The sequence below is a fragment of the Aquimarina litoralis genome, from assembly GCF_019295435.1.
Taxonomy (GTDB): domain Bacteria; phylum Bacteroidota; class Bacteroidia; order Flavobacteriales; family Flavobacteriaceae; genus Aquimarina; species Aquimarina litoralis_A.
The window spans coordinates 40,614-57,014 of record NZ_WEKL01000112.1; the positions used below are offsets into that span (position 1 = coordinate 40,614).

Consider the following 16,401-nt stretch of genomic DNA (forward strand, 5'->3'; position numbering starts at 1 on the left):
GAAAAAATATAAGTTATTTTCCTTGAGCATATCTAGTAGAAACTTCGTCCCAGTTAATTACATTAAAGAATGCATTGATATAATCTGGTCTGCGATTTTGATAGTTCAAATAATATGCATGTTCCCAAACATCTAACCCTAAAATTGGAGTTCCTCCACATCCTACATTAGGCATTAAAGGATTATCCTGATTAGGAGTAGCACATACTTCTACTTTACCTCCTTCTTGAACACATAACCATGCCCATCCAGAACCAAATTGTGTTGCAGCTGCTTTAGAAAAAGCATCTTTAAATGCATCAAAAGAACCAAAAGCACTATTAATAGCTTCCGCAAGTTCTCCAGAAGGAGCTCCGCCACCGTTTGGAGACATAACCTCCCAGAATAGACAGTGATTATAATAACCTCCACCATTGTTTCTAACAGCACCATTAGACATATCTAAGTTAATAAGAATATTTTCGATAGTCTTGCCTTCTAAATCAGTACCTTCAATAGCAGCATTTAACTTACTTGTATATCCAGCATGATGCTTATCATGATGAATCTCCATAGTACGTGCATCTATATTTGGTTCTAATGCGTCAAAGGCATAGTTTAATTTTGGTAATTCAAATGACATAATCTATTTTTTAGTTAATAAGAAAAAATGAAACCAAATTTAGGAATAAGAGTTATGAATAAAAATTAATATTTGTTATAAATTAATTAAATCAGAATTTTTATAAATCCCTGATGGATCATATTTCGACTTCACTTATTTTTGCGATTATTCTTATTTGAAAACTACACTTTTTTGATACTTTAGTAAAAAAACTAACTTGAATTCTAAATATCCTTTCACCATTTACAATGCTGCTGCTGGAGCCGGTAAAACCTATACTTTGGTGAAAGCATACCTAATTTCACTTTTAACAGGTGAATACAGGGATACTTATAAAAACATTTTAGCAATTACATTTACTAACAAGGCTGTTGCTGAAATGAAAACTAGGGTTTTGGAAAATCTCGTAGGAATAAGCAAAACCAATCCTTCCCAAAAATATCAGGCTTTATTAGAAGATATTGCACATGAAACCGGAATTGATGAGTATGTCATAAAACAAAAGTCAGATCGAGTACTAAAAAGTATTTTGCATAATTATGCTGCTTTTGATATTGTAACTATTGATACGTTTACGCATCGAGTTATTCGAACCTTCGCTAGAGATTTGGGAATACCAATGAATTTTGAAATTGAAATGGATACAGAATCGTTGGTTGAAGAGTCTGTAGATGCGATAATAGCAAAAGTTGGAGAGGATAAAGAACTTACAGATATTATCATTGATTTTGCATTAAGTAAATTGGAAGATGATAAAAACTGGGATATAACCGTTGAGCTAAATAAAATAGCTCGCCTTTTATTTAGTGAAAATGATAGAATGCACCTAGATAAAGTATCCAATAAAACTTCTGAGGATTTTGAAAACCTGAAGAAAAATTTATTTCAAAAAATTTCTGAAGCGAAAAAGGAGGTGGTATCAAGTTCTGAAGATGTACTGAATCAAATACAAAATAATGGGTTGGATCATAAAGACTTTACAAGAGGATCAATTCCAGCTCATTTTCAAAAATTAGCAAAAGGTGAAACTAAGGTTGATTTTAAAGCAGCATGGAAACAAAATATTCAAGTTGCTTCATTTTATGGAGCTAAACTAGAAGATGATAAAAAACAGGCTATAGATAGCTTACGTACGATAATTGAAAAAGTGTTTTTGAATACAAAACAACAAATGTTGAATATAAAATTGTACGATAACATTATCAAAAACCTAGTGCCTCTTTCGGTATTGAATCTCATTAATAAAGAGTTGCAGCTTATAAAAAGCGAAAGAAGCATATTGTTAATATCAGAGTTTAATAAGATTATCAGCGAAGCTATTCAGGATCAGCCAGCCCCTTTTATATATGAGCGCTTAGGAGAACGATATCGGGATTATTTTATTGATGAATTTCAGGACACTTCAGAATTACAATGGAACAATATCATACCGTTGATTGACAATGCTATGTCTTCTGAGACCTTAAGTGGTAAGAGAGGACAATTAACGATTGTTGGTGACGCCAAACAGGCAATTTACAGATGGAGAGGAGGAAAAGCTGAGCAGTTTATTGATCTTTCCTTAGATAAAAATCCATTTTCAGTAGAAGAAAAGCAAGTTTTAGACTTGCCAAAAAACTATCGAAGTCATAAAGAGGTTATTAAATTTAATAATGATCTGTTCACATTTTTGTCTAATGATTTTAGCAGTGATTTACATAAAAAACTATACTTACTAGGAAATAATCAAGAATACAATGACAAAAAAGAAGGGTTTGTAAATCTTTCTTTTATAAAGGCTAAAGGTACTGCCGAGGAAAATGAGATTTATCCAGAAAAGGTTTATGAATCCGTTTTAGAACTAAGGGAAAAAGGCTATCTGTTAAATGAAATCTGTGTTTTAACAAGAAAGCAAAAAGAGGGAACACTTATCGCAGATTTTTTAACAGAGAAAGGCCTTCCGATAATTTCTTCAGAAACCTTATTACTTAAAAACGATCCAAGAGTTCGTTTCATAATAGATATGCTAACATGGTTTATATATCCAAATGAACTTTCGGCTAAAACTGGGATATTGTATTTTATTTCTGAACAATTTTCAATTGGACAAAAGCATCCTTTTTTTAATGAATTAGTTTTTACAAATCGACAAGAGTTTTGCGAAAAAATAGGTTCCTTAGGCATTGAATTCAGTTTTCACAAATTAGATACAAAACCTTTTTATGAAGCTGTAGAATATATTATTAACAGTTTTAGATTATCTGAAAGTTCTCCGGCTTATATTCAATTTTTTCTGGATACGGTTTTCGGATACACACAGAAACAAGCAGAAGGGATTATAGGTTTTTTGTCATATTGGGAACAAAAAAAGGAAAAACTTAGCATTATTGCTCCAGAAGGAGAAGAAGCAATTCAGATAATGACGATACACAAATCAAAGGGATTGGAGTTTCCTTGTGTCATATATCCATATGCTAATATTGATATTTATCGAGAGATTGAACCTAAATCTTGGCTTCCAATTTCTAAAAAAAGCTTTAATAATTTCGAAGAAGTATTTGTAAATTATAGCAAAGAGTTATCAGAACATGGAGTAAAAGCAGAGAAAATTGTTCAGGAAAGACAATCACAATTGGAGCTTGATGCCTTTAATATTTTATATGTAGCATTAACTAGAGCAGAAGAACAGTTGTATATTATTTCTAAATTAGAGGTGAATGCTAAAGGAGAAAGTAATTCGAATAAATTTTCAGGGAAACTTATTAATTACCTGAAACATATTGGGGTATGGAGTGAAGATCAATTAAGTTATCACTTCGGAACGTTTGAAAAACCTTTTAATGATAAAGTTCATGATCAAGAAAAAACAAAAAACATTGTATTTAATAGATTACAAAACTCTAAGAGACAATACAAAGTAAATATTGTTACAAATGCTAGTAAACTTTGGGATACAGATCAGGAAACAGCAATAGAAAAAGGAAATCTTATTCACGAAATGATGGCATCTATACATACAATAGAAGATCTGGAAGAGGTTGTCGAAAGTGCTTTCCAAAAAGGAGTAGTTAACTATTTAGACAAAAAATCGTTATCCAATGAGATCAAGAAGGTCTTGGAACATCCAGAACTCATTAAATATTTTTCTGAAGACTATTTTATACTGAATGAGAGGGATATTCTATCTAACGGTCAGGTATATAGACCAGATAGAATTGTTATAGATTCAAAAAATAAAGCAACTGTAATTGATTACAAGACAGGAGAGTACAACTCTTCTCATGCAAATCAAATAGAAAAGTATGGTTTTTTACTTTTACAGATGGGATACGAAATAGAAAACAAGATACTTGTGTATTTCAACGATAAAATCGACTTAAAATACGTTTAAATAACAATTATTTTCGTAATTACTAGTAGAAATTTACTGATAAAAAATATTTTTATCTTATAATTGTAGCGTAATTAAGGAAATTATAGCAGTAAATTTTGCTTAATCAGGTTGTTTTTTTCGCATTTGAGGAGTTAATAAAGAGGTGAAATAAATTCTTAAAAACTTCGCAAAGGTCGATAGACACTGGCCTATTAATAAAAATTTATTAGTTTTGTCTTTGACAGTAATTTTTAACATATTACATTTGCTCTAATTAACACTTAAAAATTAAATTATTGAATATGAAACATCTTAGCAGATTTTTAGTGGCTTCGTTATTAGTACTTGGGTTTAGTACTGCGAATGCACAGGATGAAAACAACCCTTGGGCTATATCGATTGGCGTTAATGCTGTTGATATATTTTCTACTGGAGGAGATTTACCTATACAAGGAGAAATCTTTGACGAGTTTTTTAACGCAAGCGACCACTGGAATATTCTTCCATCTGTTTCTAAATTATCTGTTGGTAGATATATAGGAGATGGATTTACCTTTACTGTTGCAGGTACAGTTAACAGAATTGACAAATTAGGAGAAACACCTGATGGTACAAACGTAAGTGCTGATGATTTATCTTACTATGCTGCTGACGCAAGAATTAGCTATAGCTTTAAAAATGCTTTAAAATCTAAATGGTTAGACCCTTACTTAGGTGTAGGTGGAGGTTACACTTGGGTTGATGAGATCGGTGCTGGAACATTAAATGGTTCTTTAGGTGTTAATTTGTGGTTGACTGAAAATTTAGCTTTTAACTTACAAACTACTTATAAGCATGTGTTTGAAGATTATGAGACTGGAAACTATCCTCCTACTCACTTCCAACACTCTGCAGGTCTTACTTTCTCATTTGGAGGTAAAGATACAGACGGTGACGGTGTATTCGATAAAGATGACGAATGTATCGACGTTCCTGGTTTAGCAGAATTTAACGGATGTCCTGATACAGATGGTGACGGAATCACTGATGCTAAGGATGATTGTCCTGATGTTGCTGGAACTGCAGAATTTAACGGATGTGCTGATACTGACGGTGACGGAATCCCTGATCCTAAAGATGACTGTCCTACAGTTGCTGGTTTAGCAAACTTAAACGGATGTCCTGATGCAGACGGAGACGGAATCACTGATTCTAAAGATGGTTGTCCAAACGAAGCTGGTCCAGCTGCAAACAATGGATGTCCTTACCAAGATAAAGATGGTGACGGAGTATTAGACAAAGATGATAACTGTCCAGATGTTGCTGGTACTGTTGCTAACAACGGATGTCCTGAAGTAACTGAAGAGATCCAGAAAACATTAAATGAGTATGCTGCTCAAGTATTATTCGACTCTGGTAAATCTACTATCAAAGATCAGTCTACTAAAGTATTAAACGATATCATCGCTATCTTAAAAGAATACCCTACTGCTAAGTTTACAGTAGAAGGACATACTGATAGTCAAGGTAGAGAATCTAACAACCAAAAATTATCTGATGCAAGAGCTAATGCTGTTAAGAACTTCTTAACTAGCAATGGTATCGATCAGTTCAGATTATCTGCTGTTGGATATGGAGAAAGCAGACCAATCGCTTCTAACAAAACTAGAAAAGGTAGAGCACAAAACAGACGTGTAGAGATCAACTTAGTAAAGTAAGTATTACTTTAGTAAGTATTAATAAATACATAGATAAAACGTCCCGAATTTTCGGGACGTTTTTTATTTTTAATTAGTGGATAGTTTTTTAAAAGAAGTCATATTAGATATACAAAAGAAAGATTACAATCTTAGTGATCTGGTGTTTATTTTACCTAGTAAAAGAGCAGGACTTTTTCTAAAACAAGAATTACTAAAAAAGTATTCAGATAAAACGTTTTTCTCGCCCACTATTCTTAGTATAGAAGAGTTTATTACAGAACTATCTGGATTACATCAAATAGATGGAATTCAGACACTCTTTGATTTCTACGAAACGTACCTTTCTACTCATACCCATTTAGATAAGGAAAGTTTAGAGGTTTTTACCAGCTGGGCTCAAACACTTATTCAAGACTTTAATGAAATCGACAGATATTGCATAGATCAGAAAAGTTTTTTTTCATATCTATCAGGAATTCAGGATTTAAATCATTGGTATCTTCAAAAGGAAAAAACAGAACTAGTACAGAAATATATCAGCTTTTGGAATAATTTGTATGACTATTACCTAAATTTTAAGAGTAAGCTCTTAGATAAAAAAGTGGGTTATCAAGGATTGTTATATAGAAAGGCTTCAGAGAATATATCCGATTACGTTAAGGATCATAATCAGAAACATATTTTAGTAGGGTTCAATGCATTGAATAACGCAGAACAAATTATATTTCAATCTTTATTAGAGGCCGATATGGCTGAGATTTATTGGGATGCGGATACGTTTTTTATTGAAAACAACTATCATGAAGCGTCCTTGTTTCTTAGAGATTATAAAAATAAATGGAAGTACTATAAAGAGGAGCCTTTTAAATGGATAGGAGATAATTTCTCTTCTGCTAAAGATATAAATGTCATAGGGGTTCCTAAAAATATTGGTCAGGCAAAGTTAGCTGGAAAAATATTGACTTCTATTCCGCAGAAAGATTTGCAAAAAACAGCATTGGTCCTAGCTGATGAATCATTGCTTTTGCCAATGCTTAATTCCTTACCGGATTCAATAGATTCATTAAATATAACAATGGGGCTACCGCTAAAAGAGGTTCCAATTTCATCTTTCTTCGAATTATTGTTCACACTTCATAAAGCACCACATCATAAAGGGTTATATTACAAATTAGTGTTAGAAGTTTTAAATAATCAAGCAACACATTGGCTATTAGGAGCGCTAACAAATGAATTGATTAGAAAAATTACCAAAGAAAATTTGGTGTATATTTCTTTAGAAAAATTGCAAAATGAAGTCGATGGTTCTAACCAAGAAATATTAAAACTATTATTTTATCCATGGAAGAATGCTACAGAAGCGATAGAAAACTGTAGGAGGATTGTTCAGTTGCTAAAAGGAGCTTTGGATAAAGAGCAAAATCCGATGGAGTTGGAATATGTCTATCATTTTCATCTTGTTTTTAATAGATTGTCTACCCTTTGTAATACATATCAATACCTGAAAACAATAACCGCATTGTATCATTTGTATAAAGATGTGGTGAATTCTGAAACATTAGATTTTAGAGGAGAACCTTTTAGAGGTTTGCAATTAATGGGAATGTTAGAATCTCGTTGTTTGGATTTTGAAACCGTTATCATCACATCTGTGAATGAAGGGGTTTTACCAGCAGGAAAGAGCATGAATTCTTTTATACCCTATGATCTTAAAAGAGCATATAATCTTCCAACATATAAGGAGAAAGATGCTATATATACATATCACTTTTATCGTTTAATACAAAGAGCTAAAAAAGTTTACTTGATCTATAATACGGAAGATGAAGGAGTTGGTGGTGGAGAGAAAAGTAGGTTTTTATATCAATTGGAAATCGATAAGATTCAGCATCATAATTTATCTAAGTATATCGCATCTTCTGAAATACCAAAACTAAAGACCGAACCTATTACTATAGAGAAAGACAAAACTATTCTTGCTAAAATAAAAGAGTTAGCATTACATGGATTGTCTCCATCAGCATTAACGACCTATATTAGAAACCCTATTGATTTTTACTATAAATATATATTGGGTATTCAGGAAAGTGATCAAGTTGAAGAAACCATAGCAGCAAATACTTTAGGAACTGTTATACACAATACTTTAGAGAATTTATATAAGCCTTTAGAAAACAAGTTTGTTTCTATAGAAGATATTTCAAAGATGCTAAGCCAAATAGATTCAGAAATTAAATATCATTTCCGAAAAGAATATTCAAAACTAGATATTACTCAAGGTAAAAATTTACTCATTTTTGAAGTTGCCAAGAGATACATTTATAATTTTTTAAAAACGGAAGAACAAGTACTTAAATCAGGATCTAGATTAAAAATTATAGCGATTGAAAGTAATTTAAAAACACAATTGAAGATCTCAGAACTTGATTTTCCTGTGTTTATCAAAGGGAAAGTAGACCGTATTGATGAGTTAGATGGAGAACTGAGGATTATTGATTACAAAACTGGAAAGGTTCAAAAAGGTGATGTGGTTTTAATGGATTGGGATGTAATTACAGAAGATTACAAATACAGTAAGGCAATACAGGTTTTAGCATATGCCTATATGCAATACAATGAATATCCTGTTTCTCAACCTTTTCAGGCAGGAATTATTTCATTCAAGAATTTAAAAGAAGGCTTTTTAAAATTTGGAACCAAAGCATCGGTAAGAGGAAAAGTTGATTATGAAATTACATCTGATGTGTTTCAAGAATACTTGTTTCAGCTTAAAAAATTAATTTCAGAAATTTCTAACTTAGACCTTCCTTTTATAGAGAAAGAGATTTGATATGATGATAACAGAAAAGAATAGTATTTTACAAGGAATACATAATAAACCCATTCTAACTGATTTTTTTTATGATATAACCCAAAAGGAACAACCTATTGTTATCTTTTGTCATGGTTATAAAGGTTTTAAGGATTGGGGTGCTTGGGATTTAGTGGCACAGAGTTTTGTCAAAGCAGGCTTTTTCTTTGTAAAGTTTAATTTTTCTCATAATGGGGGAACAGTTGAAGAGCCTATAGATTTTCCAGACTTGGAAGCTTTTGGAAAGAACAATTATCTGATCGAACTAGATGATCTTGCATCGGTTTTGGATAGGGTTACTGCTACTGATTTTGAGTATAGAGAATTTGTAAACACACAAAAAATTACACTGATTGGACACTCTAGAGCAGGAGGAATCACTGCTATCAAAGCATCAGAAGATATGAGAGTATCGAAATTGATTACTTGGGCTAGTGTTTCTGATTATGAAACAAGGTTTCCAAAAGGAGAAGTGTTTGATCGTTGGAAAAAAGATGGAGTATATTATATCGAGAACGGAAGGACTAAACAACAAATGCCTCATGAATTTCAGTTTTATACATCTTTTGTAGAACATAAAGAAAGACTAACAATTTCTAGAGCAATACAGAATATTACAATTCCTCATTTAATTATTCACGGAACAGAAGATCCAACAGTGGATATAAAGGAAGCAAGAGAACTACATTGTTGGAACCCTAAAAGCGAATTATTTTTAATTGATGAAGCGGATCATGTTTTTGGAGCAAAACACCCTTGGTTACAACCTGAACTTCCCAAAGATTTGTCGATAGTAATCCAAAAATCCCTTGAATTCACTAGATTTTAACAGGAATCTAGCTTTTAAAATATAATCTATTAAAGTTTTTTTCGTTTATTTGCGGTAATGAAGGTTAATAAACAAATAGTTGCTTCTGTATTTTTGGTATTGTTTTGTATGATACAATTTGCAGAATTACATGTTTTTGGACATGATGATGCAGAGTCGAATTGCGCTCTTTGTTTAGTAACGGTTGATCAAGTAGATGATGATTATCTAATCCTTGCTCCTCAAATAAATAGTTCAGAACCGTTTGAAACTCCTTCTGAATTAACTCAAATAAATTATACAAATAGTGGTTTTGATTCCCATTTTATGTGCTTACTTTCCAATAAAGCACCTCCTATCTTATAGGATTAATTCTCTCTATTGATATCTTCCATTTAATTGGATTTTATTCTCTTGTTATTCTAGCAAGTTTCAGTTTTAGTTTTTACCCATGAAAAGATACACATTTGTGTTAGTATCAATTCTAGGGACTCTCGTTTCGAAAGCTCAAGATTGCACAATGAGTCTTTCTGGAAAAGTAATCGATTTTCACGATGGTGTCCCTTTAAAAGATGCAACCATTACATTTAATGATCAAACTATTGTGACAGATAAAGATGGAAGTTATTCTATTTCTAACTTATGTGCTGTTTCATATGCTTTTACTATTTCACATGCGAATTGTAATTCGCAAGTTGTGACTATTGACCTAAAAGAGGTTTCAAAAAAGGATTTTTATCTAGAACATCATTTAGACGAGTTACAGGAAGTAGAAGTTTCTGGGAAAAAACGAAGTAAAACATCTTCTTCTCAGGAAGAGACTATTAGTAAAGATATTATTCAGAAATATAGTAGTGCGGCATTGGGAGATGCTCTTAAAGAGATTACAGGTGTTTCTTCTCTTAATACCGGTTCAACAATTGTAAAACCTATTATTCAAGGTCTGTCTGGAAGTAGAGTTTTGATAATGAATAATGGTGTAAGAATGCAGGATATGGAATGGGGAGATGAGCATGCACCAAATGTTGATATTAACACTGCTGGTAATGTTACCGTGGTTAAAGGAGCCGCTGCTCTTCGTTATGGTGGAGATGCAATTGGCGGAGTTATTGTAATGGAACCTAATAAGGTTCCGGCAAAAGATACATTGACAGGAAAAACTGTTGTGACAGGTGCTTCTAACGGAAGAGGGACTGCAGTTACGTCCGAAATAATAAAAGGATACAAGTCGGGATGGTTTTTAAAAGCACAAGGAACGTTAAAAAGATTTGGTGATGTAGAAGCTCCAGATTATGTGTTGTCCAATACAGGGATATTTGAAAGAGGAGGATCTTTATCGTTTGGGAATAATAAATTCATCCAAGGATGGGATGTTTATTATTCTTATTATCAAAATGAAATAGGAGTTCTTGCAGCTTCACATATTGGAAATGCAGATGACCTTATTGAATCTATTAATAGTGGGCAACCATTAGTGATAAGAGATTTCACTTATTCTATAGATAATCCAAAACAGGATGTTACTCATCATCTAGGAAGAGTGCGCTATTTTAAACGTTTCGAAAAGCTAGGTAAATGGACTACTCAATATGATTTTCAGCATAATCAACGTTTTGAGTTCGATATCCGACAAACAGCGGAACTAAGAAAAATTCCTAGCTTAGATTTAGAGTTAACAACGCATACAATTACATCAGATTTTGTATTAGATGGTAAATTTGATTATAACTTGGACTTTGGAATATTAGTTCGTTACCAAGATAATTTTGCGGATCCAAGTACCAGAGCGAGAAGGCTAATCCCTGATTATGAAAAGTACGATGCAGGATTATTTGTTACGGGTAAATATAATTTTAATGATAATTTAATCATTGATGCTGGAATTCGATATGATTATAATCAGATAGATGCTAAGAAGTTCTACATTAAGACTAGATGGGAAGAAAGAGGGTACGATGAAGAGTTTAATGATATTATAATTGCAGACGAAGGTACACAGTGGCTTACAAATCCGAAATTCGAATATCATAGTGTATCTGCAACAACTGGTTTTAATTATATGTTTGGAGAAAGTTATGAATTAAGAGGTAATTATGCACTTGCACAAAGGGCTCCAAATCCTTCAGAATTATTTAGTGATGGGTTGCATCATTCTGCATCTCGTATAGAACTTGGAGATTTAAGAATTGAGCAAGAAACTTCTCATAAAATCTCGTTTTCTCTTCAGAAAAGTGATGAAAATTTTGGCTGGGAAATTGCTCCTTATGCTAATTTTATTAATGATTACATCTTATTAGAACCTACTGATGTGGAATTATCTATAAGAGGAGCTTTTCCTGTTTGGGAATATAGACAGACGAATGCGAGATTGTTAGGTATTGATGCTAATCTAAATAAAAAGTGGTTGCCTAATTGGAAAACAAACCATAGTTTTTCCTTAGTGAAAGGAAAGGATACCGAAAATGATATTCCTCTTATTAATATACCTGCAGCTAATCTGAGTAACAGAATAATTTTCGAGAAAAAAGATTGGAAAGACTTGGTAATTAGTCTTGAAAGTGAATATACATTTAGACAAAATGAAGTGCCAGATAATATAATGGTTTTCTCTCCTCAAGAGCAGGAGGATGTGCTATTAGAAATTAATACTCCACCAAGTGATTATCATTTGTTCCATATGAATGCAGATATCACAGTTCCATTTATTAAACAAAATGAACTAAATATTGGTGTTACTATAAACAATATTACAAATAACAAATATAGAAACTACCTGAATCGTCAGCGCTATTTTGCAGATGAAGTAGGTCGTAACTTTTTATTGAGATTAACTTTTAACTATTAAATTTTAAAATGATGAACACACGTAAATTTTTATCAATGTTAGCAATTGCTGGTTTATTCGCTTATTCTTGTTCTGATGATGACGACAATCCTACAGTCGTAAATGAAGAAGAGGTAATTACTACTATGACGGTTACTTTAACTGCAGGAACAGATGTAGTAACCCTAACTTCTCGTGATCTTGATGGACCTGATGGACCTAACGCACCTGTAATCACAGTATCTGGACCTTTAACGGCGAATACAACATATACTGGAGAAGTATCATTATTAAACGAAACTGAAACTCCAGCGGAAAATGTTAATGAAGAAATAGAAGAAGAAGCAGATGAGCATCAATTCTTCTATGATGTTGCTAGTACTTTAAATGCTACTACGGCATATACAGATACTGAGGCTGATTATCCTCCAAATATGGGGACTAATCCTGTGGGAATTACATTTAGCCTTGTTACTACAGATGCAAGTACAGGTAGTTTAACAGTTACTCTTCGTCATGAACCTAAAAAACCTAATGACGGTACACTTGCAGATGCTGGGGGAGACACTGATATTGCTCAATCTTTTGATCTTACAATACAGTAATAAATAATAGATTATAACAGTAAGTTGAGTTTGTTGCAAAACAAACTGTTTTTCAATGGCTCCTGAGAGTAGTTAACTCAGGAGTCTTGTTTTTAATTGTTTATAAACAACTAAAATTGAAGCAGTGATAAATCATATGTATAAATAATAAAGTTGAGTTTGTGTATTTATTATTAGTACGGATTTGTTTCAATTTAAGCCCTTGGTATTTTATACTAAGGGTTGTTTTATTTAACATAATTTTTAGACTCTTAAATTGAGGATTCGGCATAAACTTTGTGTTAATTTTATCAAATGATTAATGTTTTTTTTAGTGGTAACGTAAAAACGACTAAGAATTTGGTAACAAAATCATTCAAAAAGACACTAATATATAGTAAACCTTGATTTTTAGTGGTTTAATCTTAATAATTTTAAAGAGATATTATGGCATCGTTAAATGTGCATTACCACTCAAAAATTAGTCAAAAATGTAAAGATTAGATCTTATATTCGCGGCGTAAAACCTAGTCAATAAGTAACAGCAAAATTGAAACAATCATAATTATTGTATAAGTTGAGTTTGTGTTAAATATTATAATTTAGTTTCAATTCAGACCCTCAGGAGTAGTTAACCTGAGGGTCGTTTTTTTTTAGTGATTTTTTCTCCATAAAAATGGTATTTTTAAAATAACTATAATGACACATTCATTAGTGATTTATAGTATGCGTTTTTTTGGCTGTTTCGATATCATGTAAACACCTTTAATTTTTACTTTTTACGAAAACTTGTTTAGTAGTTTTCGTTTATAAATGAAATATCATAGTTGTAATCCTATAGGTATTTAAGATTTTTACGTCCAATAATTACACCCGATAATATGTATTATATAGGATTCGATATTGGAAGTTCATCTGTGAAAGCAGCATTAGTTCATTCTGAAACGGGAGAGAGCATTGCTGTTATTAATGAACCAGAGAAGGAGATGAACATTATCTCGGTACAAAAAAATTGGGCTGAGCAAGATCCTGATTATTGGTGGGAACAAGTATGTGTAGCTAGTAAACGATTATTAAAGGAAAACGCAATTCCTTCAGAATTAATATTAGGTATCGGAATTTCCTATCAAATGCATGGTTTAGTGTTAGTAGATAAAGACGGTAAGTCATTAAGAAATTCTATCATCTGGTGTGATAGTAGAGCTGTTGCTATTGGTAATAAAGCTTTTGAAGATTTGGGAGAAGAAAAGTGTAAAGAGCATCTTCTAAATTCTCCTGCAAATTTTACCGCTTCCAAATTGAAATGGGTAAGAGATAACGAACCAGAAATTTATAAAAGAGCTTATAAATTTATGCTGCCAGGAGATTATATAGCCTATAAATTTACAGGTACGATATGCACTACTAAATCAGGTTTGTCAGAAGGAATACTTTGGGACTATAAAACTCAAGAGCCAGCAAAATGGCTTTTAGAGTATTATGATATAGATCCAAGCCTTATTCCTGATATAGTAGATACGTTTTCAAATCAGGGAGAACTGGATCCTAATGGAGCGCGGGAAAGTGGTTTGAAAATAGGCACGCCAGTTTTTTACAGAGCAGGTGACCAACCAAACAATGCATTATCTCTTAATGTTTTTAATTCTGGAGAAGTAGCATTAACTGGAGGAACATCAGGAGTAATTTATGCCGTAACAGATAAACTTCTCGGAAACGAACCGGTAAAGTATAACAATTTTGCACACGTAAATTATCAGGTACAGCAACCGGTCATAGGAAAACTATTATGTATTAATGGAGCAGGGATTCAATATAGATGGCTTAAAAATAATCTTGATCTAGAGACTGATTCTTATCAAACAATGAATACGCTTGCTTCTAAAATTCCGGTAGGATCAGATGATTTGCAATTGATACCTTTTGGGAATGGTTCTGAAAGAATGTTTGAAAACAAAACTATTGGAACTCAGATTTGTAATATTAATCTAAACAAACATAGTAGGGCTAATATATGCAGAGCTGCTCTAGAAGGAATAGCATTTTCTTTTGTATACGGCATGGAGATTTTGAAGAAAGATGGAGCTAAGATAGAAGTGCTTAGAGCTGGAAATGACAATTTATTTAGATCTGAAATATTTTCAAATACGATAGCAACCTTAATTAATCAGGAAATTGAGATCTTCAATACTACAGGTGCTATTGGAGCTGCTAGAGCTGTAGGTAGAACTCATAAAGTGGGTAAGGATATAGGAAGTACAATTGCTAAAAATGATAAAGTTATGACTTTTCATCCATTGAATAATAGCGAGGATTACCAGGAGGCATATCAAAAATGGAAAAACGAACTTAATAGAATTTTAATTCATAAAAAATGATACTACTAGGAAACCAAGAATATTTTAAAGGGATTAACGAAATTAAATTTGAAGGAAAAGAATCAGATAATCCTTTAGCATTTAAATACTATGATCCAGAAAAAGTTGTAGCCGGAAAAACATTAAGAGAACACTTTAAATTTGCCATAGCCTATTGGCACACCTTCTGTGGACAAGGTGCAGATCCATTTGGTTGGGGAACTCAAAACTTTGGTTGGGATACATCTTCAGATCCTATTCAAGCAGCAAAAGATAAAGCAGATGCNGCTTTTGAATTTATAAGTAAAATGGGCTTTGATTACTTCTGTTTTCATGATTTTGACCTTGTACAAGAAGCTCCTACACTATTAGAATCAGAAAAGCGATTATCTACAATTGTAGAGTATATAAAGGAAAAAAAGAAGGATTCCGGAATTAAATTACTTTGGGGTACAGCCAATTGTTTTTCGAATCCAAGATATATGAATGGAGCTGCTACAAACCCTGATTTTAAGGTACTGGCAAGAGCTGGAGCGCAAGTAAAACTAGCACTTGATGCTACAATAGCTTTAGATGGAGAAAATTATGTTTTTTGGGGTGGTAGAGAAGGATATATGTCTTTGCTTAATACTGATATGAAAAGAGAACTAGATCATCTCGCTCAGTTTTTAACGGTTGCAAAAGATTATGCAAGATCACAAGGTTTTCAGGGAACATTTTTTATTGAACCAAAACCAATGGAACCTACAAAACATCAATATGATTTTGATACAGCAACATCCATCGGCTTTTTAAAAGAGCATGGACTGGATAAGGATTTTAAAATCAATATAGAAGTAAATCATGCAACGCTTGCACAGCACACATTTCAGCATGAATTAGAAGTAGCTGCAAGCGCAGGTATGTTAGGAAGCATTGATGCAAATAGAGGAGATTATCAAAATGGATGGGATACTGATCAGTTTCCAAATAACATTTTAGAAGTAACAGAAGCTATGTTAGTATTCCTGAAAGCAGGAGGATTACAAGGTGGTGGAGTTAATTTTGATGCAAAAATAAGACGAAATTCAACGGATATAGAAGACGTTTTCTTAGCACATATCGGTGGAGCAGATATATTCGCAAGAGCTTTAATTACTGCCGATAAAATTATTACCTCTTCTTCTTATGAAAAACTAAGAAAAGATAGATACAGTTCTTTTGATCAAGGAAAAGGAAAGGAATTTGAAAATGGAGCTTTACAATTAAAGGATTTATATCAGATAGCTTCAGATAATGGTGAAGTTTCCTTGACTAGTGGAAAGCAAGAATTGTTTGAGAATATTATTAATCAATATATTTAATA

10 protein-coding genes are annotated in these 16,401 nt (G+C 32.5%); 9 read left to right on the forward strand and 1 reads right to left on the reverse strand.

Annotation, left to right across the window (positions count from 1 at the left end; genetic code table 11):
- Window positions 1-13: 13 nt before the first annotated feature.
- On the reverse strand, window positions 14-622 hold the full coding sequence (locus GBO31_RS25875; RefSeq protein WP_219011536.1) for a superoxide dismutase: 609 nt from the start codon (window positions 620-622) through the stop codon (window positions 14-16).
- A 199-nt stretch (window positions 623-821) separates the two neighbouring features.
- On the opposite strand from GBO31_RS25875, the gene GBO31_RS25880 reads away from it, so the two are divergent.
- The 9 genes from GBO31_RS25880 to xylA all read left to right on the forward strand — a co-directional run bounded on the left by GBO31_RS25880 (window position 822) and on the right by xylA (window position 16,399).
- The gene (locus GBO31_RS25880) at window positions 822-3,974 is read left to right on the forward strand and encodes a UvrD-helicase domain-containing protein (protein ID WP_219011537.1); all 3,153 of its coding nucleotides are present in this window, start codon (window positions 822-824) and stop codon (window positions 3,972-3,974) included.
- A gap of 284 nt (window positions 3,975-4,258) precedes the next feature.
- The gene (locus GBO31_RS25885; protein ID WP_219011538.1) at window positions 4,259-5,653 is read left to right on the forward strand and encodes an OmpA family protein; all 1,395 of its coding nucleotides are present in this window, start codon (window positions 4,259-4,261) and stop codon (window positions 5,651-5,653) included.
- A gap of 76 nt (window positions 5,654-5,729) precedes the next feature.
- Window positions 5,730-8,465, forward strand: coding sequence for a PD-(D/E)XK nuclease family protein (locus GBO31_RS25890; RefSeq protein WP_219011539.1), 2,736 nt, complete (start codon window positions 5,730-5,732; stop codon window positions 8,463-8,465).
- 1 nt (window position 8,466) lies between these two features.
- Window positions 8,467-9,315 (forward strand): alpha/beta hydrolase family protein, encoded by an 849-nt coding sequence (locus GBO31_RS25895; protein WP_343211351.1) that lies wholly within the window; start codon window positions 8,467-8,469, stop codon window positions 9,313-9,315.
- A 57-nt stretch (window positions 9,316-9,372) separates the two neighbouring features.
- Window positions 9,373-9,660 (forward strand): hypothetical protein, encoded by a 288-nt coding sequence (locus GBO31_RS25900; RefSeq protein WP_219011540.1) that lies wholly within the window; start codon window positions 9,373-9,375, stop codon window positions 9,658-9,660.
- 85 nt (window positions 9,661-9,745) lie between these two features.
- Window positions 9,746-12,139, forward strand: a complete 2,394-nt coding sequence (locus GBO31_RS25905; RefSeq protein WP_219011541.1) for a TonB-dependent receptor — start codon at window positions 9,746-9,748, stop codon at window positions 12,137-12,139.
- An 11-nt stretch (window positions 12,140-12,150) separates the two neighbouring features.
- The gene (locus GBO31_RS25910) at window positions 12,151-12,723 is read left to right on the forward strand and encodes a type 1 periplasmic binding fold superfamily protein (protein ID WP_219011542.1); all 573 of its coding nucleotides are present in this window, start codon (window positions 12,151-12,153) and stop codon (window positions 12,721-12,723) included.
- Window positions 12,724-13,583: 860 nt separating this feature from the next.
- Window positions 13,584-15,077 carry a xylulokinase gene (locus GBO31_RS25915; protein ID WP_219011543.1) on the forward strand — a complete coding sequence of 498 codons (1,494 nt, stop codon included), beginning with the start codon at window positions 13,584-13,586 and terminating at the stop codon, window positions 15,075-15,077.
- The gene (xylA, locus tag GBO31_RS25920) at window positions 15,074-16,399 is read left to right on the forward strand and encodes a xylose isomerase (RefSeq protein ID WP_219011544.1); all 1,326 of its coding nucleotides are present in this window, start codon (window positions 15,074-15,076) and stop codon (window positions 16,397-16,399) included. Before GBO31_RS25915 ends, xylA begins: the two co-directional genes overlap by 4 nt.
- The last annotated feature ends 2 nt before the right edge of the window (window positions 16,400-16,401 follow it).